The sequence below is a fragment of the Actinoplanes sp. HUAS TT8 genome (assembly GCF_051380535.1).
GTDB lineage: Bacteria > Actinomycetota > Actinomycetes > Mycobacteriales > Micromonosporaceae > Actinoplanes.
In genome coordinates this window covers 1,697,192-1,716,594 of sequence record NZ_CP195646.1, presented here as the reverse complement: position 1 = coordinate 1,716,594, position 19,403 = coordinate 1,697,192, and the positions used below count along the sequence as shown (strand labels likewise).

The following is a 19,403-nucleotide window of genomic DNA, read 5'->3' as shown; positions in this document are numbered from 1 at the left end:
TCGTCGTCAAGTGGGCCGGGCGACACTGACGATCGATGTCCACGTATCTGATGGCGACCGTGCCGACCACGACCCACGTCAGCGCGATGGTCCCGGTCGCCCGCACCCTGACCGGCGCCGGCCATCGTGTCCACTGGTACGGCGACCGGGAGTTCCGCGCGACGATCGAGGCGGCCGGCGCCACTCTCGTGCCGATGGACAAAACCGGCGACCCGGTCGTTCAGGGCCATGAGCTGGCCGGGCTCAGCAACCGTCTGATCCCGGACGCGCTGATCGCCAGCACCGACTTCACGGCGGCGGCCCGGCACGCCGAGCGGACCGGGGAGCCGTGGATCTCGGTCGGCCTCGACCCGCTGCCGCTGAGCCGGCGGGAGATGTTCCGCCCACGGACCGCCCCGGCGGTGATCTCCCCGCTGCTGCACCTGCAGAACGGCGTGCCCGCCCTCGACCCGCCGCGCGAACTGCCGCCGCAGGTCCAGCACGTCGGCGCGCTCACCCTGACCGGTTGCCTGCACGGCGGCATCCTGGTGACCGATCAGGGGTTCACCACCGTGCAGACCGCCCTCGCGCACGGCATCCCGGTGCTGCTGACCAGCGGCGACCTGGAGGTGGCGGACCGGCTGGCCTGGACCGGGAGCGGCCTGCACCTGCGCCGGGCCACGCCGCGCCGGATCGGCCGGGCGGTCGGCCGGATCCTCGGCGACCCGTCGTTCCACGAGGCCGCGACCAGCCTGCGCGACATCTACCACGGCTACGACACGCCGGCCGTGCTGCTCCGGCTGATCGAGCAGACCACCATGGCGTTGATGCTGCAGCGGTGATCCGGCGGCGCCCGCCGCGAACCGGGTCAGCCGGCCGAACGCCGCCGGTCCACCGGTCGCCGATAGTGCTCCAGCCCCTGGAGCCCCGCCCCGTAGACCCGCTCCAGTTCCGGCCCGAAGTCGGCGTAGATCTGCTGCAGGTCGATGTCGTGCCGGACGTAGCCCTTGACGGCCGCGACCAGCAGATCGTTGCCGCTGCGCAGCCCGTGCCACTGTGTCCCGTCCCGCGCCAGCGCCCAGATCACCTCCCGCGAGTCCGCGACCAGCGCGAGGTGCCGGGCCTGGTGGTGGCGGTAGATCGCCTTCTCGGTGCTCTCGTGGCGGTACGTCCGGGCCCCGTCCACGGTGAACGTCAACTCCCGGAAGTGCAGGATGACCAGGTCCACGCCCCGGGCCCCGGCCGCCCGCAGCGGGCCGGCCAGCGCGCCGAGGTCGGGCGCGGTGCCGGACAGGTAGACCCGGCGGTCGGCCGTGGCGAGCAGCGCGGACGCCGCCTCGATCACGGCCGGATGCCCGGTGAGCAGCGGCAGCAGTTCCATCGACCCGTCGGCGGGGGCGTCCGCGGCCGACTCGGCGGCGCGTCGGGCGGCGGCGATCCGCCCGGCGTACGTCTCCTCCATCCGATCCAGGAGCACCCCGGCCGGCACCGCGACGAATCGGGCCGGTTCCCCGGCCAGTCGCACCGCCGCGCCCCGGGCGACGAGCCGCCGCAGGGCCTCGTACACCTTGGGTTGCGGCACTCCGCTGATCATGGAAACCGCATATCCGGTACGGGGTTCTCCCCCGGCCAGGCCCACGTAGCAGCGCGCCTCGTAGCCGGTGAACCCCAGCTCGCCCAGGAGCCCGGCCAGGTCATCAGCCATGACCGTGTCCGATCAGTCCGTGGATCTCCCGCCGGTAGTCCTGGAACAGCGGCAGCGCCCGGGTCTCGACCTCGTCCCGGGGCCGATCGAGGTCGACCGGCACCTCGCGCAGCACCCGGCTGGGCCGGCCCGACAGCACCAGCACCCGGTCGGCCATGAAGATCGCCTCGTCGATGTCGTGGGTGATCAGCAGGACGGTGAGTCCCAGCTCGGCGGTGATGGTCACGGTCAGCTGTTCCAGGACGGCCCGGGTCTGCGCGTCGACCGACGCGAACGGCTCGTCCATCAGCAGGAACCGTGGCCGCGACACGACGGCCCGGGCGATCGCCACCCGCTGCTGCATGCCGCCGGAGAGCTGGAACGGGTGGTGGTCGGCGAAGTCGGCCAGCCCGACCCGGCCCAGCGCCTCCCGGGCCCGGTCCCGCCCGGCCGCCCGGCCCAGATCACGGATCGGGAAGCGGACGTTCTCCAGGGCGCTCAGCCACGGGAACAGGCTGCGGTTGTACTCCTGGAAGACGACCGAGACGGCGGCCGGGATGCCGGTGACCGGGCGGCCGTCGAACTCGACCGTGCCGGTGTCCGGGCGTTCCAGGCCGGCCAGGCAGCGCAGCAGCGTGGTCTTGCCGCACCCGGACGGACCGACGACGCCGAGGAACTCCCCTTCGGCCTGGTCGAAGTTGATGTCACCGATGGCCCGGGTGACCGTCTTCTTCCGGCGGAAGCTCTTGCCGACGCCGATCGCGCGCACCAGCGGGGTCTCAGCCACGGGCCAGGCCCTTCTGATCCCGGTACCAGCCGAGAACCCGGCGCTCGACCAGCGCGAACGCGGTGGTGACGAGCCAGCCGAGCAGTCCGAGGACGATGATCCCGGCGTACATCTGGGCGATCGCGTACGTCCGTTGCGCCTGCAGGATCAGGTAGCCCAGGCCCGACGTGGCGGCGATCATCTCGCTGATCACCATCATGATCAGTGCCAGGCCCAGGGCGATCCGGGCGCCCGCGATCAGGGCCGGGAGCACCGCGGGCAGGATCACCGAGGCCGGCCGGGCGTGACTGATCCGGGCCACGTCGAGGTATCCGGGCTCGACCGCGCGGGTGGCGTCCACCCCGGCGATCAGAACCGGCCACATCGCGGCGGCGGCGATCACCGTGATCCGCATCCCGCCGGTCGCGCCGAGGGCCAGCACGGCGACCGGCAGGACGGCCGGGGGCGGGATCGCGCGCAGGAACTCCAGGGCCGGGCGGATCCACGGCTCCAGGCCCCGGAACCAGCCGATGGTCACCCCGAGCAGGGCGCCGAGCACGGACCCGACGGCGAAGCCGGCCAGGGCGCGACCGGCCGAGGGCAGCACGTCGGTCCACGGGTCGATCGAGGCGAGCTCGGCGATCGCGTCGCTGACCGGCGGGAACAGCCCGGTGTCGCCGGCGCGGCCGGCGAGCTCCCAGACGAGCAGGAGCAGCGCGGCCACCAGGTAGCCGGCCAGCCGTTTCACGACGTGACCAGGTGGACGAGGTAGCCGAGCAGCCCGGCGACGACGATGCCGGCGTACGCGGCCGGGATCTGGCCGGCCTGCTGCTCCTGGGCGATGAACCAGCCCAGGCCGGGGCTGCCGGCGGCCAGCTCGGTGGCGACGGCGACGACCAGACCCAGGGAGGCGGCGGTGCGCAGGCCGGTGCGGATGGACGGCCAGGCGGCGGGCGCGGTGACCGTGGCGGCCAGGCGCAGGCCGCTCGCGCCGAAGACCCGGCCGGTTTCGACGAGGAGGGGGTCGATGTCGCGTACGCCGAATCTTGTGGCGATCAGAAGCGGCCAGAGACACGCGAAGCCCACCAGGACCGCCTGCATGCCCGCGCCGAGACCGATGACCACGATGGCGATCGGGATCAACGCGACGGCCGGGATCGGCCGGAGGAAGTCGATCACCACCGAGGCCGACGCATCGGCCCACCGGGACACGCCCAGGAGCACCCCGCCGGTGATCCCCAGACCGGCAGCGATCAGCAGTCCACCGGCCCAGGCGAGCAGGGTGTGCCCGGCCGCGGCGGCCAGTTCCGGATCGGCCGTCGCATGGGCGATCTGCCAGGTCGCCGGGGCCGAGTCCGGCGGCAGGACGTGCGCGAACCGGCCCAGCTCCCAGAGCAGGATCAGCACGGCGAACCCGGCCAGTCCCTTCACCGCAGATACGCGCCGTCGAGGTCGATCTTCTTCTTGGCGATCTGCTGCCCGGTCAGGATGTCGGCCCACTGCTGCCAGCCGGCCTCGTCGGCCGCGGTCGTGTAGACCGGCAGCTTGATCTGCCCGGCCAGGGCGGCCGGCACCTTCGTGTACGTGGGCAGCACCGCGCGCAGCTCGTCGGGGTGGGCCTGGGCGTACTCGCAGGCCTTGGTCAGCGCGGTCCGGAACTTGTCGATCGTGGCCCGGTTCGACGCCACGTACTTCTCGGAGGCGAGGAAGACCGACTGCGGCATCGTCGCGGTCTGCCCGACGCTGTCGGAGAGCAGGTTGCGGGCGCCGCCGGCCAGTCCGAGCGCGACGAACGGTTCGGCCGGGTTGGTCGCGTCGACCTTGCCGGTCCTGAGCGCGTCGGCCATCGACGCGAACGGCAGCTCGGTGAACTTGACCTTGGCGACGTCCACGCCGGACGCCTGCAGCGCGTTGCGGATCGACACATGCGGCAGCTGGTACAGGGTGTCGACCGCGATCGTCCGACCTTCGAGGTCCTTCGGTGTCTTGATCGGGCTGTCGGCGGCGACCTGCAGCTGGATGAAGTTGGCGGCCGGGTCGGCCGGGTTGCTCGACGTGTTGCTGACCACCGTGACCGGCACGCCGTTCGAGCGGGCGAGCAGCACCGCGGGTGCGTTCAGGAACCCGATCTCGGCCTGGCCGCCGACCACGGACGGGACCACCGCGGGCGCCTCGGCCGGGACGACCTGCACGTCCAGGCCGGCCTCGGTGAAGATGCCCTTGCTGACGCCGAGGACCATGGCGGCCGCCCCGGACACGCCGATGGTCGCGACGCGCACCCGGGGTGGCCCGGACTGTTCCTCGTCGTCGGATGAGCCGCAGCCGGCCGCGATCAGCGCTGCGATCGCCACCACGGCCACGGATACGCGCGGGAAGCTCATGGGTCCCTCCCTACTCCGGTAGGTAGCCGGACTCAAGAGATCAACCCATATCTATCGATAGACGTCAGAGTGCTTGCAAGATCGGTGCCCATCGATCAGTTTGGGCGGGTGCGCCGGATCGATCTGCACTGCTACCCCGGTACGCCGGAGTGGGTCGCCTCGCAGGGCCCGTTCGCGGAGGCCCTCGCCGCGTACTGGAAGAAGCCCTGGGCCGGGCGGCCCGAGGCCGACGTGGTCGCCGACATCGCCGCCGCCGGCTTCGAGGCGCTGCTCGTCGCGTTCGACATCTCGGCCCACACCGGGGCCCCGGCCTGCGACAACGCGTACGTGGCGGGGATGCGCGACCGGCACCCGTCGGTCTTCCTGGGCGCGTGGGGCGCGGTCGACCCGCTCCGGGGACCGGCGGCGCCGGCCGAGGCCGAGGCCGCCGTCCGGGAGCACGGCGTGCTCGGCTTCCACTTCCACCCGATCATGGGACGGTTCCGGGTCGACGATCCGGCACTGCGGCCGCTGTTCGAGACGATCACCGGGCTGGGCGTGCCCGTCATGATCGACGTCGGGACGACCGGGATGGGCGCCGGGCTGCCGGGCGGCCTCGGCACCCGGATCGACCACGCGCACCCGCTCGCCATCGACGTCCTCGCGGCGACGTTTCCGCAGCTCACCATCATCGCCTCGCATCCCGGCTGGCCGTGGGTGGACGAGATGACCGCGGTCGCGCTGCACAAGGGCAACGTGTTCTGGGAGCTGTCCGGGTGGGCCCCGAAATACTTCCCGCCGCAGCTGCGCTCCGACATCCGCGGCCGGCTCCGCGACAAGATCATGTTCGGCAGCGATCACCCGAGCATCCCGTTCGAGCGGCTGCTGCGCGAATGGGACGAGCTCGGCTACCACCAGGACGTGCTCGACGCCGTCTTCCACGGCAACGCCGAACGCGTCCTCGGCCTCTGAAAGGGGTGCGCCGTGCCGGTCGCGTTCATCACCGGGTCGTCCAGCGGGATCGGCCGGGCGGCGGCGCTGCGCTTCGCCGCCGCCGGCTACGACGTCGTGATCAATTTCAGCCGCTCGGCCGAACGTGCGGCCGGCGTCGTGGCCGAGCTCGGCCCAGGACATCACCGGGCCCTGCGGGGAGACGTGAGCGATGACGTCGCGGTCCGCTCCATGACAGCTTCGATCATTGGCGCGTACGGACATCTGGACGTGCTCGTGAACAACGCCGGCACCACCTCGGCCACTCCCCCGGACGACCTGGACGGCGTCGACCCGGCCGACTGGGATCGGGTGTTCGCGGTCAACGTGCGCGGCCTGTTCCAGGTCACCCGGGCCTGTGCGCCGCTGCTGCGGGCGGCCCGCGGCAGCGTCGTCAACGTGGCCAGCATCGTCGGGCTGCGACCCGGGCCGCAACCCCTGGCGTACGCGGCGAGCAAGGCGGCCGTGGTCAGCCTGACCCGGACACTGTCGCGGGTGCTCGCGCCCGAGGTGCGGGTGAACGCGGTGGCGCCCGGGTGGATCGAGGGCGAGTGGATGGAGCGGACCCTCGGGGACGGGTACACCTCGCTGATGGGGCGGCGGGCCGCCCGTACGCCGATGGGTCGCAATGTCCGCGAAGCGGATGTGGCCGAGAGCATCTTCGCGCTCGCCACCGCGCACCCGTTCATGACCGGCGAAACCCTGGTGATCGACGGCGGTTACACGGCGACGAGCTGACTGATCAGCGCCTTCTTGGACACCTTGCCGAGCGCGGACAGCGGAAGCTCGTCGAAGAACTCCAGGCGCTCGGGCAGCTTGAACGACGCGATCTCCTCCCGGCGCAGAAACGCGACCAGGTCGTCGAGCGTCGGCGCGGTGACCCCGGCGCGGAGCTGGACGCACGCGCACATCCGCTCGCCGAGCACCTCGTCGGGCACCGGGACGCAGGCCACGTTCTGCACGGCGGGGTGCGCGAGCAGCAGGTTCTCGACCTCCTCGGCGCTGATCTTCTCCCCGCCCCGGTTGATCAGGTCCTTGACCCGGCCCTCGACCACGTAGTTGCCGGTCGGGTGCCGGCGCATCAGATCCCCGGACCGGTAGAAGCCGTCCGGCGTGAACGCCCGCGCGTTGTGCTCCGGCGACCGGAAGTATCCGCGCAGCGTGTACGGCCCCCCGCGCCAGCAACTCCCCCACCTCACCGTCCGCGACGACCCGTCCGTCCTCGTCGACCAGGCGCACCTCGTCGTCCGGGCAGACCGGCCGCCCCACCGTCTCCAGCCGCACCTCGGCCGGGTCGTCGAGCCGGACGAACATGAGCAGCCCCTCGGCCATCCCGAAGTTCTCCTGCACCGTGCAGTTCGGCAGCCGACGCTCGGCCAGCAGCCGCGTCTCCGGCTGCAGACGCTGCCCGCCGCTCTGCACCACCCGCACCGACGACAGGTCGAACTCGGACAGCGCCGGGTCGTGCAGCCACCGGATCAGCAGCGCCGGAACGAGGTGGATGTGCGTCACCCGATGCTTCTCGATCAGCGCGAACACCTCACGCCCGCGAGTGCTCGGATGCAGCACGGTCCGCGCCCCGGCGAACAGGAAACCCTGCAGGCCGGGGCAGCCGAGCGGCAGGTTGTGCCCGATCGGCAGCACGTCGAGCAGGCAGTCGCCGGGGCGGATGCCGCAGACCGAGGCGGCCATGCGCGTGTTGTAGACGTAGTCGTTGTGCAGGCGCGGAATCAGCTTCGGGATGCCGGTGGTGCCGCCGGAGAGCAGGAACAACGCCGGATCCATCGGGTCGGGCGCGTGCGCCTCGACGGGTCGCCCGGGGCTTCGCGTGACCAGCTCACGCAGGGCGCTCAGCCCGATCCGCCAACGCAGGCCCCCGATGCGGGCGGCCATCTCCTGGAAGTCGAAGTCGCGGAAACGGTCCGGGAAGAAGCAGGCGACCGCGCCGGACAGCTCGACGAACTGGGAGATCTCCCGGAAACGGTGGGTCGGCAGGGCCATCACCGGGATGACGGCGATGCGCTGCAGGGCCAGGTGCAGGTAGGCGAACTCGGCCACGTTGGGGAGCTGGACGACGACCCGGTCGCCGGGCCGCAACCCCAGCTCGGTGAGGTTCGCCGCCAGGCGTTCGGAGCGTTCGAGCAGCTCCGCGTACGTGACGTCGACGCCCCCGGAGTGCAGCGCGACCCGGTCGCCGTGCGTGCGGCAGGCCTCGTCCAGCACGTCGCCGAGCGCCCGGTCCACCCAGTAGCCGGCCTGCCGGTAGCGTCGCGCGAACTCCTCCGGAAACGGCACCACCCCGTCCAGCGACATGCCTCGACCATAGCCAAGGATCGATGCCTTTACTCGCGGGCCTCGTGCACGATCGGTGCGATCCGGCGAGCCTCGGCCAGGATGTCCTCACCCCAGGTCGCCCACAGCCCGGCCATGCGCGACGTGATGACGACGGCATCGAAGGACTGATCCGCGAAAGGGACACGGAAACAGGCCGTGTGCACGAGATGTTCGCGTTTCCCCTTGTCGAACAGCAGCGTTTCGTCGAAATCGCACAGCGTGAGTTCCTCGCCGGGAAGCGCCTCCTCGATCAACTGAGTGCTCCCCGACCCGAAAATGGCGACCCGCGGAGCGTCGAGGCGGCGATGCGCCCGCACGATCTCGGCGGTCACGTCCAACCCTCGTGCCTCACTCGACCAGGCCATGAAGGCCGCGGCTTCCTTCTCGAACAAGAAGTCCGATTCCCGGCCGTGGATCCGCCAGTAAAGCTCGGGCAGCGGGCCCTGCGCCTTGCTCGCGAACAAGGCCATGTTGCGGCGCTGGCTGACCCGCCGGTTCGGGTCCCTGTCGTGGGGCAGCTCGATCGCCCAGGCATCCCTGCTCAAGGTCATCCGAACGCCCGCCTGAGTGAGCCGATAGCCGAAGTCCATGTCCTCGACGCCCCACCCGCGGAACTCCTCGTCGAAACCGCCGACCCTCCAGAAGGCGGTCGCGGAAACCGACACGTTAAGGGTGAAGAAGTGATACCAGGGCGCCGTCAGCCGGTCGAGCCGGAAACCCGTCTCCTCGTAGGCGTCGTGACGGGAATCCCGGAAGGACGGCAGCTCGGACAGGGACGACTTCAGCTCGGCGGCCGACCCGGCGTCGAGCCCCTGAAGAATCGGTGACGGGTCGTGCGGGTTGTAGCCGTACGTGTATCCCACCACGGCGTTCAAGGAACCCGCCGCTCGATGGTGCGCCTCAACCCAGCCGGGGCCGACGAGCACACCGGTGTCCGCGAACGCGAGAATCGGCGACCGCGCGAGCCGAGCCCCGCCGTTGCGGGCCGCCGCAGCCCGAAACCCCAGGTCCTCCTGGAAGTGATAGCCCATTTGCAGCTCTTGTTCGAACTCACGCACGACATCGCGGCTCCCGTCCGAGGACCCGTCGTCGGCAACGATTACTTCGAACTGCTCGGGCCGCAGCGTCTGCCGCCGGAACTCCTGAAGAGTCCGCCGCAGCAGATCCGCCCGGTTGTAGGTAGGAACGATCACCGAAACGAGCAACTCAGCGCCTCCGATCGGACCTGCTCAAAAATGCGCACATGCCGGGGGCCGCCGCAGCTCGTAGCGGAACGGCCAGTTGCGGAGCAGGAGCGCGGCGAGGGCCACCGCCTCGCGCGCGGAGGTGGTCTCCTCCACGATCGTCGCGCGTTCCAGGGGGCTGAACGGCTGCCCCCACCACACCAGATAGCGGTCGGGGGCGGTGGCGAGGCCGATGCTCACCGGTGGCGGCAGACCGTCGCAGAGAGTTCCGTCGAAACGAAGCAAAAACATGCTTGTGTACGGCCGGAACCGGGCCAGCGGGCTGCGACCGGCCGCGTCCACCAGTCGAGCCAGGGCGCCGGTTTCGGCCCGCCCGGCCCGGTCAAGGATCGTCGCCCATTCATCGGCGTGCTCACCGCCGGCCGCCGACACCATGCCGGTCAATATATGCCGGCGACCCGCCCGCGGGTATCCGATCCTGCGGGCGGGCGGTTCATCGGCGTACGAAAAAATGGGTCAGAGCTTGAGGAAAGCGGCCAGGCCGGTGAGGAGTCGGTCGATCTCCTCGGGGGTGTTGTAGGGCGCGAGGCCGACCCGGAGTGCCGGGTCGGTGAGGTCGAGGGCGCGGAACGGTTCGTAGGCGTAGAACGAGCCGGCCGGGGCCAGCACGCCGAGGCCGGCCAGGTGGATCTGGGCTTCGCGGGCGTCGCGGCCTTCGAGGGTGAGCAGGGTGGTCGGGGTGCGGTCGGGCGCCGTCGAGTGGACGGTGATGGCGTCGCCGAGTTCGCGCAGGCCCGCTTCCAGCTGGGCGCGCAGGGCCAGCTCGTGTTCGTGGATCGCCGCGAAGGAGCCGGCCAGACGCTCACGGCGGGTCCCCGAGCCGCCGGGGGCGATGGCGGCGATGAAGTCGACGGCGGCGGTGGCGCCGGCCAGCATCTCGTAGGGCAGGGTGCCGAACTCGAAACGCTCCGGCACGGCGTTCGACGACGGCACCAGTTTGTCCGGCTGCAGGGTCTCCAGCAGCTCCGGGGATGCGGCCAGGACCCCGCAGTGCGGGCCGAAGAACTTGTACGGCGAGCACACGAAGAAGTCGGCCGGCACGTCGGCCAGGTGGTGGGCCGCGTAGTGCACCCCGTCGACGTAGACCAGCGCGCCCACCTCGTGCGCCCGGTCGACGATCTCACGCAGGGGCGGGATGGTGCCGAGCACGTTCGACGCCGCGGTGACCGCGACCAGGCGGGTGCGTTCGGACGGCTGGTACGTGTCCAGGTCGAGGGACGCGCCGTCCAGGTCGATCCAGCGGACCGTGACCCCGGCGCGTTCGGCCGCCTGGATCCACGGGCGGACGTTGCTGTCGTGGTCGAGCCGGCTGACGATGATCTCGTCCCCGGGCCGCCACGTCCGGGCCAGGTGGCGGGAGAAGTCGTAGGTGAGCTGGGTCGCGCTGCGCCCGTGCACGATCCCGGTGGTGGGCACGCCGAGCAGGTCGGCGTAGGCGGACCGGAACTCGGCGACGGCCCGCTCGGCGTTGAGCTCGGACGTGCTGATCGTGCCGCGGTTGGAGAGTGGCGAGATCATCGTGGCGGCGATCGCCTCGGCGACTACCCGTGGGGTCTGGCTGCCGCCGGGACCGTCGAAGAACGCGAGGCCGTGGTCGAGGGAGGGGAAGTGGGAGCGCAGGGCGGTGACGTCGAAGGGCATACCGACAGTCTGCTTCACCGCTCCCGGGCGTCGGCCCACTTGTGATCGACGTGCGCCGGGCGCTGGTGGCCGGATTCGATCACGGCACCGGCCTCGTCGGTGACCTTGGCGTAGCAGTCGCCGTACTCGATCCAGACCGAGACGTGCTCGATGCCGGCGGCGCGGTCGTCGGTGTCGGCCCAGAAGTCGACGGTGAACGGCGACTCCTTGCCGTCGTAGTCGTCCTGGACCCGGAACTTCTCGCCGGGTTGCAGCCAGCGGTCCTCGCCGAGCGGCTCAAGCCACATCACGAGCCATCCGGTGCCGCTGTTCTTGATGTCCATCATTGCCACGGCGACACTGTAGGGGGAGATTGTTGCAGGTGAATAGCCCTCGCCTTGTGATGTAGGCGCCGGTTCGCCCACCCGTCCGGACCTGTTCATTCGATCCACAGTCGACGATGGCTCGCCAGTGGATCGTCCCGGAAGCCGGTAAACGCCGGGGTATCGCCCCGTTTCGGGGCGAGCGCGTCGTTCTGAAGGTCTCGGACGGGAGCCGTGCCGTCCCGGTGCCCGATGACCGCTCTGTGGTCGCCAGACTGAATTGCCGCGATCTGCTCCGACGGGCTAAAGGCGCAATGACCCCGCCGGGTCACGAACGACCGACGCGGGCGGCCGGTCCGCGACTGATCGGCGCGGATGCCTCGCGGCGGAACCGGCGGCTCAGGGCGGGGACGATGCCGCGGGGGACGAAGAGGACGACCACGATCAGCAGGACGGCGTAGACCGCGTAGGACAGCACGCCGGGCGCGTAACTGGGCATGCCGGGCTGGGTCGCGAGGCTGGTCAGGGCCTGGACGACCAGGGTGATCAGGGTGGCGCCGAGGATCGCCCCGGCGATGCTGCCGAGGCCGCCGACGACGGCCATCACGACGTACTCGATGGAGAGCAGCACCGGGAACGAGCCCGGCGCGAGGTAACCGACGTAGAACGCGTAGACGCCGCCGGCCAGCCCGGCGAAGGCGGCCGACACGGCGAAGACCAGCAGCCGGTACGCGCCGACCGGGACCCCGCCGGCCTCGGCCGCGACCGGCGCGGTGGCCAGCGCCCGCAGTCCGCGGCCGACGCGCGACCGGACCAGGAACGATGCGATCAGCGCGGTCGTGGCGACACCGATCAGGACGACGTATGCGAAATGACGGTCTTGATCCAGTTCGAAGCCGCCGATGGTGAGGTAGGGCAGGCCCTGCAGCCCGATGGCGCCGCCGGCCCAGTCGCCGTCGCCCAGCACCGACAGCAGGATGAGCTGCAGCGCGAGCGTGGCGAAGGCCAGTTGGTGCCCGCGCAGCCGCAGGATGGGCACGCCGACGACGACCGCCGCGAGGGCTGCGGAAACCGGCGCGGCGATCAGCCCGACCAGGGGCGGGACGCCGTGCGTGGCGAGCAGCCCGGCCGTGTACGCGCCGATCGCGGTGAACGACGCCTGCCCCAGCGAGACCTGTCCGGCATAGCCCATGAGCAGCGACAACCCGACCACCGCGATCGCCGCGAGGCCGAGCAGGACGTAGACGGTGAGCTGGGCCGGCGTCAGGAAGGCCGGCACGACTGCGGCGACGATCAGCACCGGGATCCATCTCATGCGGGCTCCGTCCGGGACGAGCCGGCGCGGACGATCAGCACGGCCAGCATGAAGATCAGGGCCACCTCGGTCTGGTACGCGGTGCTGCCGTACCCGCCGACCAGGGCCTGCACGACGCCGAGCAGCAGCCCGCCGGCCAGGGTCAGACCGGGCCGGGTCAGGTTGCCCAGGATCGCCGCCGAGAATCCGTTGACGACCAGCGCCACGTCACTGTCGAAGGTGACCTGCTGCACCGGCGTGACCAGCACCCCGGCCAGGCCGCCGAGCGCGCCACCGACCGCGAACGCGAGCAGCCCCATCCGCGCCACGTTGATCCCGACGACCCGCGCGGCGTAGGGATCCTCGGCGGTCGCGGTCAGTGCCCGGCCGAGGTCGGTGCGGGCGAACAGCAGCGCGGTCGCGCCCAGGACCAGGGCGGTCACGGCGGCGATGAGCAGATAGTGCCGCTGGACGCCGGCGGTGGTGCCGGGCAACCCGGCGAACGACCGCGGCTGATCACCCCAGAAGAGAATTTCTATCGCGTACGCGAACACGCCCAGACCCAGCGTCACGATGAGCGCCGACTGGGGCGTGGTGCCCGGCCGGCCGGTGGCGACGAACCCGGTGAGCAGGCCGATCGCGCCGGCCAGGAGCACGGCCAGGCCTTCCGCGAGCCCGTGCGGCAGACCGGCCGCGAGCAGGGTCGTGACGGTCAGCGCGGCCAGCACGGCAAAGCTGCCCTGGGCGAAATTGACCACCCGGGTGACCCGGTAGATGACCACGAGACCGCTGCCGAGCAGCGCATAGGCGCAGCCGACGCCGATCCCGCTGATCAGGTACTGGCCGAGTTCGGTCATCACGCCTCCAGTCCCAGGTAGGCGGCGGCGACGCTCGCGTCGTTGCGCAGCTGCTCGGACGGGCCGGCGGCGACGACGCGTCCGGCCTCCAGGACGTACGCGCGGGCGCACAGTTGCAGGGCGAGCCGCGCGTTCTGCTCGATCAGCAGCACCGCGAGGCCGTCGGCGGCGTTGCGTTCGCGCAGGTGAGCGGCGAGACCGTCGACGATCTTGGGGGCCAGGCCGAGCGACATCTCGTCGATGACCAGCAGATCGGGCCGGGCCATCAGCGCCCGGCCGAGCGCGACCATCTGCTGCTCACCACCGGACAGCCGACCGGCCGGGCGATCCCGGAGCACGACCAGCTCGGGCAGCAGGGCGTAGATGTGCGCCGTGTCCCGATCCTTGCGCCGCCACGCTCCGAGCCGCAGATTGTCGTCGACGGTCAGCGACGGGAAAAGATGGCGGCCTTCCGGGACAAGAGCCAGATCTCCGCGTACGGCGATGGTACCGCTCGCCGGGCGCAGGAGCCCGCACAGTGCGTTGACCAGGGTGGACTTCCCCGCGCCGTTGGGTCCGATCAGCGCCACCAGTTCGCCCGGGCCGACGTCGAGGCTCACGCCGTCGACCGCGGTCGCGGCGTCGTAACGGACGGTCAGGTCACGCACGGTGGCGATCATCCGTGGCCGCCCAGGTACGCCGTGATCACCGCGGGATCGGTGCGGACCGACTGGTACGAGCCGGTGGCGATCACCCGGCCCAGATCAAGAACGGTCACCCGGTCGGCCAGCCGGGCCACGAACGCGACGTCGTGCTCGACCAGCAGGATCGACATCCCCTCGCCGCGCAGATCCTCGATCAGCTCGGCCAGCGCCGACCGTTCCGGACCGCGCAGGCCGGACGCCGGCTCGTCGAGCAGCAGCAGCCGGGGCCGGCCGCAGAGCGCGCGGGCGATCTGCAGTGCGCGCTGCAGCCCGAGCGGCAGGTCCTCGGCCGGACGATCGGCCCAGTCGTCGAGGGCCACCCGCCGCAGGGCGGCTGCTGCCGTCGTACGGATGAAGGCCTCGTCCTTGACATGGCGAGGCAGCCGCAGGATCGCCGAGAGGGGGCCGGCCGAGGTGACCGCGTGGGCGCCGACCATGGCGTTCTCGGCGACGGTCATGCCCCGGAAGACCGGGGCGTCCTGGAACGCGATGGCGATGCCCTGCCGCGCGCGGCGGTGCGGTGGAAGGCGGTCGATGCGGCGGCCCGCGTAGGTGATCGTGCCCGAGGTGGCCGCCAGCTGGCCGCCGATCAGCTTGAACAGGGTGGACTTGCCGGCCCCGTTCGGGCCGATCACCGCGTGCGTCTCGCCCTCGCGCACGTCGAGGCCGACGTCGCGCAGGGCGTGGACGCCACCGAACCGGCGGGTGGCGCCCTCGACCCGTAGCAGCGTGGTCACTTGGCCAGCTTCGACTTGGCCCAGTCGGTGGCGACGAACTGACCGCCCTTCACGACGTTGATCGAGATGTGGTCGGCGGTCAGGCCGGCATGATCGGTGGCGGTGTACTTGTAGGAGCCGTTCGGGGTGACCAGTTCCAGGCCCTCGAAGGCGGCGCGGATCTTCTCGGGGTCGGCGCTGTTCGCCTTCGTGACGGCCGCGGCCAGGAGTTTCACGCCGGTGTAGCCGTCCGCGGCGAACTGGGGCGGCGGATATCCGTACTGTGAAGTGAATGGCTTGGAGAGCTCCTCGATCGCGGACTTCTGCGGTCCGGCGGGCAGCGCGTCACCGACCACCGCGATCGAACTGGCGACGAAGACACCCTCGGCCGCGGCGCCGGTCGGTTTGAGCCAGAGCGTGCTGGCCTGCGAGCCGGTGAACATCAGCGGGAGGCCGACACCGGCCGTCGCGTACTGCTTGGCGAAGGCGACCGCGGGCGCGCCGGTCGACCAGACGGTCAGCGCCTGCGCGCCGGACGCCTTCACGTGGTTGAGGACGGCGCTGAACTCGGTGGTCGTCGTCTGGAACTCCTCGTCGGCGACGAGCGTCACGCCGTACTGCGCGGCTTTGCTCTTCATACCCGCCGTGCCGGCGTTCGCGTAGGAGCTGCGCGAGTCGTGCGCCACCGCGATCTTGGTAAAGCCCTGCGCCTGGTAGTACTGCAGGATCCGATCGGCATAGGTCGCCGACGTCGCCGGAACGACAAAGACATTCGGATGTACGGGATTGACCTGCTCGTCGGCCGGCGTGAGCGAGACGTAGGGAATCTTCCCGCGGTCCACCTGCGGAAGCGTCGCGAGCGCGGAGTTGGAGAAGGGCGAGCCGATCACCGCGACGACATCGCTGCCGCGCAGCTCGTTGAAGCTGAGCACGGACTGCTCGGGCTGGCTCTTGTCGTCCCGGGTGAGCAGCTCGATCTGCCGGCCGAGCAGCCCACCGGCGCTGTTGATCTGCTGGACGGCGAGCTCGACGGCTTTCTTGTCCTCGCTGCCCAGCGGGGCGTAGTTGCCGGTCAGGGACAGGATCGCGCCGACCTTGAGGGTGCTGTCGTCGCTGCTCGCGGTGTCGCCACAGGCGGCGGTCGTCAGGAGGAGGAGCGCGGCGAGAGAGGACAGGAGTGGTTTCATGTCGCCCGCTTTCTGCATTGATCACGGCCGATTTCGTTTACATGTCCGTCAAGTTAGGCGCAGATCTGACGCTGGTCAATAAACTGCCCGACATGCGTTCAACCTCGCTTCTGCTCACGTTCCTGGGCGACCACCTGCTCGACCGGGGCGTGTGCGTCTACTCCGGCAGCGTCATCGAGGTCCTGGGCCGGACCGGCGTCTCCTCGGAAGCGGCCCGGTCGGCGCTGACCCGGCTGACCGCGCGCGGGCTCCTGCGCCGGCAGCGGCAGGGACGACGGATGCACTTCGGCCTGACCCCACGGTCGACCCGGATACTGCGCGACGGCGCGGTGCGGCTCTGGAAGACCGGGGCCGTCAACGACGACTGGGACGGGACATGGACGCTGCTGGCCTTCTCGCTGCCCGCCTCGTCACAGCGGGAACGCCATGACCTGCGGGCCCAACTGGGGTGGGCCGGGTTCGGGCCGGTGCAGGGCGGACTGTGGATCGCCCCCGGGCGACCGGCCGGACTGGCCGACCTCGAACTCGGGCCGCACATCCGGGTGTTCCGCGCACAGGCCGACCCGGTCACCGACATCGGGGAGATGATCTCCCACGCGTACGACCTGCCGGCCGTCGCCGCCCGCTACACCGACTTCGGTGCGCGATGGGCGTCGCCGGTCTTCCCGGGGGATCCGCTCGCGGCCAAACTGCACCTGGTCACCGACTGGCTGCAGATCATCCGGCGGGATCCGCGGCTGCCCATCCCGCACCTGCCCTCGGACTGGCCGGCCGCAGCGGCCCAGGAGTTGTTCTTCAGCCTGAACAACCGGCTCGCCACCCCGGCGGCGGAGATCGCGGCCACCCTGCTGGAAACGATCCCCGCCGACGAATGACCGTCATGCCGGGTGGATGGAGATCAACTTGTTCATGGAGGGCTGGGAGCAGTCGTGCTGCGGTGAGCCCTTCGCGGTGGGGTCGGGGGTGTCGTGGACGGGCCGCTGGCCGGCGACCGGCCTGGAATGGATCACACCGCTGCTGCCGGTGCCGATCGACGCCGCCGCCGGGTGGCACGCGAACGGCGGGCGGGAGGACTTCTTCACGTCCCAGGTCCCGGCGAGGAAAGTAGTTCGCGAAGGTCTTCGGGCGTCCGATGCCGTTCTGATCGGCTATCTTGAGCGCTCGTTCCTGCTGGTGGGAGGGCGTTTCGTGGGGATCTTTCCGGAGTCGGTGGGTCGGTGGCGGGCGGCCGCGGCCGTTCTCGCGGTGGCCGGCGCCGCCGGTGTGGCCGCCGGGGCGCTGCGTCCGATCATCGCGGAGGCGACGTGGGCCGCCCGATCCCCGATCTTGGAGTTGACGGTGGCGGACTCCGTGTGGGCACGGGCGGCGGTCTGGCTGACGGTGGGCGCGGTCGTGCTGTCGCGGCGGCGGGTGCCGGCGGTGGCGGCCGTGTGGGGCGGTGTGGTGTTCGAGGTCGTCGTGGCCCGGCGGGGCACTGGGGGTGACTCCCTGGGGAGCATGGTGGGCAGTCCGCGGTGGTGGCCGGTCCTGGTCGCCGTTCTGCCGGCGCTGCTGGTGAGCGTGTCCGGGCCGCTCGGTGCGGCGTTTGATCACCTCGGGCGTCGTGGTCGCGGGCTGCTGGCGGCCACCGCTGTGGCGGTCGCGTCGACCGCGGCGCTGATACCGCTGTTCGCCGAGTATTCCGACGCGCCTGATCTGCCGTCGGCCGCGGACGGGTTCGACTCGGGTTTCTACCCCGCTGCGGTGGTCTCGGAACTCGTGGCCTGGTCAACCTTGGGTGTCACGGTCGGTGTGGTGGCTGTCCTGACGGTGATGACGGCCCTGGCGGTCGACCCGGGAGTCCGGCCGCGCGCGGTTGTGCTGCTCGCGGCCGGAACAGCCGTGCTCGTCGTGGTTCAGCTGAGGTATCGGGAGACGTTCGGGGTGCTGCCCGGGGCGCTGTTGTCCCGCGAGACTCAGCCGGTTGCGCTGGTGATGGCGCCGGCGGTGGTCGGCGGCCTGGGATGGTGGTGGGTTCGCCGGGCGGACGGCGCCTCCCGGGACGATCAGGCGGTCATCCGAGAGCCTCTTGGATGACCGCGGCGCATCGGGTGGCGATGGCGTCGTCGGGGCCGGCCCAGAGGGTGTCGAGCCAGGGGCCGGCGAAGAGGCCGACCAGGGTGGGGGTGCCGTCGGCGGCGGTGGCGTCGAGCCATTCGCTGACGCACCTCGGGGCCGGGCCGTGGACCCGGTAGTAGCCGTGTTCGGGCCAGAATCGCCTGTCGAAGCGGAGGATGACCTTCTCGACGCGGCCGGCGCCGAGGTGGGTCAGGGCGGCCTGATGATCCGGCGGGAGCGGGGGGTCGAAGGTGATCGCGCCGGCCGCCAGGACCGGTAGCGGGACGGTCACGATCACCGCGTCGGCTTCCAGCGTCGTGTTGCCGCCCGGGGCGGATCCGGCGTGGAGGGTCACGCGGTCGGGGTCGACGCGGATCCGGTCGACCGGATGGTTCAGGTGGATGTCGAGGCCGGTGGCGAGGTGGGTGGTGAGCAGGCGGTAGCCGCCGACGATCCAACGGTCGCCCTCCCCCACGCCCGGTTCGAAGCCGTGACGGGCGCTGAGCCAGTCCAGGGGCGCGCCCGCGTCCATCACGATCTCGGCGTCGACGAAGCGGGTGATCTCGGCGGCGGTCCACGGTGCGGGGTCGCGCAGCCAGTCGTCGAGGACCTCGGCGACGCCGGCCTGCGGCGCCGCCGAGGCGAGGCGTTTCCGCAGCTCGTCCTCCAAGGCATCGGGGACCGGCCCGGCGCCGGGGACGAGCGGGTTGCCGAAGTCGGTGGGGATCGTGGTGAGGTTCAGTTTCTCGGCGAGGCGGGCCAGGACGTTGTCGTCGTACTGCTGGAGCCAGTTGGCGCCCAGGTCGAAAGCGCCACTGGCGACGTCGACGCCGGCCGTGCGGCCGCCGATCCGGTCGCGGGCCTCCCAGATCTGAACCTGCACGCCGTGGTCGTGCAGCGTGCGGGCGGCGCCCAGCCCGGCCATGCCCGCGCCGACCACGGCGACCGAGGTGTGACCGAGTTCGATCGCCCCGGTGGCCGCGGCGACGCCTTGCTCGTAGGCGCCGTGGGTCATGCCGGCGCGGGTCGGGTGGGTGGCCTCGCCGGCGATGCGCAGGCGGTCGCCGATCGGGGTGCCGAGGGCGACCCGGTCCTGCGGGGTGCCGTGGCGACCGATCAGGCTCCACGATCCGCGGGCCCACGGATCGGTGGCCCAGTGTGACACCGCGGACCCGAGCAGCCTGACCTTGATCGACATGGCCGCACGGTATCAACGGGGGCACCCGGTCGCGCTACTGGTTTGGCGACGGGCGGGGGCTATGGCCGTAC

21 protein-coding genes and 1 pseudogene are annotated in these 19,403 nt (G+C 71.3%); 5 read left to right on the top strand and 17 right to left on the bottom strand.

Annotated elements, in window-relative coordinates; genetic code table 11:
* Positions 1-35: 35 nt before the first annotated feature.
* Positions 36-821 (top strand): glycosyltransferase, encoded by a 786-nt coding sequence (locus ACSHV8_RS07590; protein WP_436530764.1) that lies wholly within the window; start codon positions 36-38, stop codon positions 819-821.
* Positions 822-847: 26 nt separating this feature from the next.
* Here ACSHV8_RS07590 and ACSHV8_RS07585 read toward each other — a convergent pair whose 3' ends face one another.
* Genes ACSHV8_RS07585 through ACSHV8_RS07565 form a run of 5 tightly spaced genes read right to left on the bottom strand, consistent with a single transcriptional unit; the run spans position 848 to position 4,810 of the window.
* A complete protein-coding gene (locus ACSHV8_RS07585; RefSeq protein ID WP_436530762.1) occupies positions 848-1,684 on the bottom strand; it encodes a TrmB family transcriptional regulator in 837 nt (278 codons plus the stop codon).
* Positions 1,677-2,450, bottom strand: coding sequence for an ABC transporter ATP-binding protein (locus ACSHV8_RS07580; RefSeq protein ID WP_436530760.1), 774 nt, complete (start codon positions 2,448-2,450; stop codon positions 1,677-1,679). The genes ACSHV8_RS07585 and ACSHV8_RS07580 overlap by 8 nt, the downstream gene beginning before the upstream one ends.
* Complete coding sequence (locus tag ACSHV8_RS07575) at positions 2,443-3,177, bottom strand: ABC transporter permease (protein WP_436530758.1); 735 nt, start codon at positions 3,175-3,177, stop codon at positions 2,443-2,445. The genes ACSHV8_RS07580 and ACSHV8_RS07575 overlap by 8 nt, the downstream gene beginning before the upstream one ends.
* Positions 3,174-3,860, bottom strand: coding sequence for an ABC transporter permease (locus ACSHV8_RS07570; RefSeq protein ID WP_436530756.1), 687 nt, complete (start codon positions 3,858-3,860; stop codon positions 3,174-3,176). The genes ACSHV8_RS07575 and ACSHV8_RS07570 overlap by 4 nt, the downstream gene beginning before the upstream one ends.
* Positions 3,857-4,810 carry an ABC transporter substrate-binding protein gene (locus tag ACSHV8_RS07565; protein ID WP_436530755.1) on the bottom strand — a complete coding sequence of 318 codons (954 nt, stop codon included), beginning with the start codon at positions 4,808-4,810 and terminating at the stop codon, positions 3,857-3,859. The genes ACSHV8_RS07570 and ACSHV8_RS07565 overlap by 4 nt, the downstream gene beginning before the upstream one ends.
* Before the next feature lie 108 nt (positions 4,811-4,918).
* Here ACSHV8_RS07565 and ACSHV8_RS07560 point away from each other — a divergent pair, with 108 nt between their 5' ends.
* Together ACSHV8_RS07560 and ACSHV8_RS07555 are read left to right on the top strand one after the other, a co-directional pair.
* Positions 4,919-5,761 carry an amidohydrolase family protein gene (locus ACSHV8_RS07560; protein ID WP_436530753.1) on the top strand — a complete coding sequence of 281 codons (843 nt, stop codon included), beginning with the start codon at positions 4,919-4,921 and terminating at the stop codon, positions 5,759-5,761.
* Positions 5,762-5,773: 12 nt separating this feature from the next.
* On the top strand, positions 5,774-6,517 hold the full coding sequence (locus tag ACSHV8_RS07555) for an SDR family NAD(P)-dependent oxidoreductase (protein ID WP_436530751.1): 744 nt from the start codon (positions 5,774-5,776) through the stop codon (positions 6,515-6,517).
* On the opposite strand, the gene ACSHV8_RS07550 is transcribed toward ACSHV8_RS07555, so the two are convergent.
* From ACSHV8_RS07550 to ACSHV8_RS07500, 11 genes and pseudogenes are all read right to left on the bottom strand, one after another.
* Positions 6,499-6,861, bottom strand: coding sequence for an AMP-binding enzyme (locus ACSHV8_RS07550; RefSeq protein WP_436530750.1), 363 nt, complete (start codon positions 6,859-6,861; stop codon positions 6,499-6,501). The two genes, ACSHV8_RS07555 and ACSHV8_RS07550, sit on opposite strands and share 19 nt — an antisense overlap.
* A 145-nt stretch (positions 6,862-7,006) precedes the next feature.
* Positions 7,007-8,092 (bottom strand): annotated as a pseudogene (locus tag ACSHV8_RS07545) (AMP-binding protein); the annotation flags it as partial.
* A gap of 29 nt (positions 8,093-8,121) precedes the next feature.
* Positions 8,122-9,318, bottom strand: coding sequence for a glycosyltransferase (locus tag ACSHV8_RS07540; RefSeq protein ID WP_436530748.1), 1,197 nt, complete (start codon positions 9,316-9,318; stop codon positions 8,122-8,124).
* Positions 9,319-9,342: 24 nt separating this feature from the next.
* The gene (locus ACSHV8_RS07535; protein WP_436530746.1) at positions 9,343-9,732 is read right to left on the bottom strand and encodes a hypothetical protein; all 390 of its coding nucleotides are present in this window, start codon (positions 9,730-9,732) and stop codon (positions 9,343-9,345) included.
* Positions 9,733-9,813: 81 nt separating this feature from the next.
* Positions 9,814-10,998: a cysteine desulfurase-like protein gene (locus tag ACSHV8_RS07530; protein WP_436530744.1), complete on the bottom strand. Its 1,185-nt coding sequence runs from the start codon at positions 10,996-10,998 to the stop codon at positions 9,814-9,816.
* 14 nt (positions 10,999-11,012) lie between these two features.
* On the bottom strand, positions 11,013-11,330 hold the full coding sequence (locus tag ACSHV8_RS07525) for a hypothetical protein (RefSeq protein WP_436530743.1): 318 nt from the start codon (positions 11,328-11,330) through the stop codon (positions 11,013-11,015).
* Between the two features lie 298 nt (positions 11,331-11,628).
* Positions 11,629-12,615, bottom strand: coding sequence for a branched-chain amino acid ABC transporter permease (locus ACSHV8_RS07520; protein WP_436530741.1), 987 nt, complete (start codon positions 12,613-12,615; stop codon positions 11,629-11,631).
* A complete protein-coding gene (locus ACSHV8_RS07515; protein ID WP_436530739.1) occupies positions 12,612-13,451 on the bottom strand; it encodes a branched-chain amino acid ABC transporter permease in 840 nt (279 codons plus the stop codon). Before ACSHV8_RS07515 ends, ACSHV8_RS07520 begins: the two co-directional genes overlap by 4 nt.
* Positions 13,451-14,098, bottom strand: coding sequence for an ABC transporter ATP-binding protein (locus tag ACSHV8_RS07510; RefSeq protein WP_436530738.1), 648 nt, complete (start codon positions 14,096-14,098; stop codon positions 13,451-13,453). Before ACSHV8_RS07510 ends, ACSHV8_RS07515 begins: the two co-directional genes overlap by 1 nt.
* Before the next feature lie 8 nt (positions 14,099-14,106).
* On the bottom strand, positions 14,107-14,871 hold the full coding sequence (locus ACSHV8_RS07505; RefSeq protein WP_436530736.1) for an ABC transporter ATP-binding protein: 765 nt from the start codon (positions 14,869-14,871) through the stop codon (positions 14,107-14,109).
* Positions 14,868-16,037, bottom strand: a complete 1,170-nt coding sequence (locus ACSHV8_RS07500) for an ABC transporter substrate-binding protein (protein ID WP_436530734.1) — start codon at positions 16,035-16,037, stop codon at positions 14,868-14,870. Before ACSHV8_RS07500 ends, ACSHV8_RS07505 begins: the two co-directional genes overlap by 4 nt.
* Positions 16,038-16,129: 92 nt before the next feature.
* On the opposite strand from ACSHV8_RS07500, the gene ACSHV8_RS07495 reads away from it, so the two are divergent.
* On the top strand, positions 16,130-16,912 hold the full coding sequence (locus ACSHV8_RS07495; protein WP_436530732.1) for a PaaX family transcriptional regulator: 783 nt from the start codon (positions 16,130-16,132) through the stop codon (positions 16,910-16,912).
* Between the two features lie 16 nt (positions 16,913-16,928).
* Positions 16,929-18,113: a DUF6578 domain-containing protein gene (locus ACSHV8_RS07490; protein ID WP_436530730.1), complete on the top strand. Its 1,185-nt coding sequence runs from the start codon at positions 16,929-16,931 to the stop codon at positions 18,111-18,113.
* Here the strand turns inward: ACSHV8_RS07490 and ACSHV8_RS07485 are convergent.
* Positions 18,091-19,332, bottom strand: a complete 1,242-nt coding sequence (locus ACSHV8_RS07485) for an FAD-dependent oxidoreductase (RefSeq protein ID WP_436530728.1) — start codon at positions 19,330-19,332, stop codon at positions 18,091-18,093. The two genes, ACSHV8_RS07490 and ACSHV8_RS07485, sit on opposite strands and share 23 nt — an antisense overlap.
* Positions 19,333-19,403 lie beyond the last annotated feature (71 nt).

What these genes read in the sequence shown, in the direction of transcription:
- ACSHV8_RS07590 (WP_436530764.1), top strand. Translation starts at nt 36, where the DNA reads ATGTCCACGTATCTGATGGCGACCGTGCCGACCACGACCCACGTCAGC.
- ACSHV8_RS07585 (WP_436530762.1), bottom strand. Translation starts at nt 1,684, where the DNA reads ATGGCTGATGACCTGGCCGGGCTCCTGGGCGAGCTGGGGTTCACCGGC.
- ACSHV8_RS07565 (WP_436530755.1), bottom strand. Translation starts at nt 4,810, where the DNA reads ATGAGCTTCCCGCGCGTATCCGTGGCCGTGGTGGCGATCGCAGCGCTG.
- ACSHV8_RS07550 (WP_436530750.1), bottom strand. Translation starts at nt 6,861, where the DNA reads ATGCGCCGGCACCCGACCGGCAACTACGTGGTCGAGGGCCGGGTCAAG.
- ACSHV8_RS07535 (WP_436530746.1), bottom strand. Translation starts at nt 9,732, where the DNA reads ATGGTGTCGGCGGCCGGCGGTGAGCACGCCGATGAATGGGCGACGATC.
- ACSHV8_RS07530 (WP_436530744.1), bottom strand. Translation starts at nt 10,998, where the DNA reads ATGCCCTTCGACGTCACCGCCCTGCGCTCCCACTTCCCCTCCCTCGAC.
- ACSHV8_RS07520 (WP_436530741.1), bottom strand. Translation starts at nt 12,615, where the DNA reads ATGAGATGGATCCCGGTGCTGATCGTCGCCGCAGTCGTGCCGGCCTTC.
- ACSHV8_RS07515 (WP_436530739.1), bottom strand. Translation starts at nt 13,451, where the DNA reads ATGACCGAACTCGGCCAGTACCTGATCAGCGGGATCGGCGTCGGCTGC.
- ACSHV8_RS07500 (WP_436530734.1), bottom strand. Translation starts at nt 16,037, where the DNA reads ATGAAACCACTCCTGTCCTCTCTCGCCGCGCTCCTCCTCCTGACGACC.
- ACSHV8_RS07495 (WP_436530732.1), top strand. Translation starts at nt 16,130, where the DNA reads ATGCGTTCAACCTCGCTTCTGCTCACGTTCCTGGGCGACCACCTGCTC.
- ACSHV8_RS07490 (WP_436530730.1), top strand. Translation starts at nt 16,929, where the DNA reads ATGGAGATCAACTTGTTCATGGAGGGCTGGGAGCAGTCGTGCTGCGGT.
- ACSHV8_RS07485 (WP_436530728.1), bottom strand. Translation starts at nt 19,332, where the DNA reads ATGTCGATCAAGGTCAGGCTGCTCGGGTCCGCGGTGTCACACTGGGCC.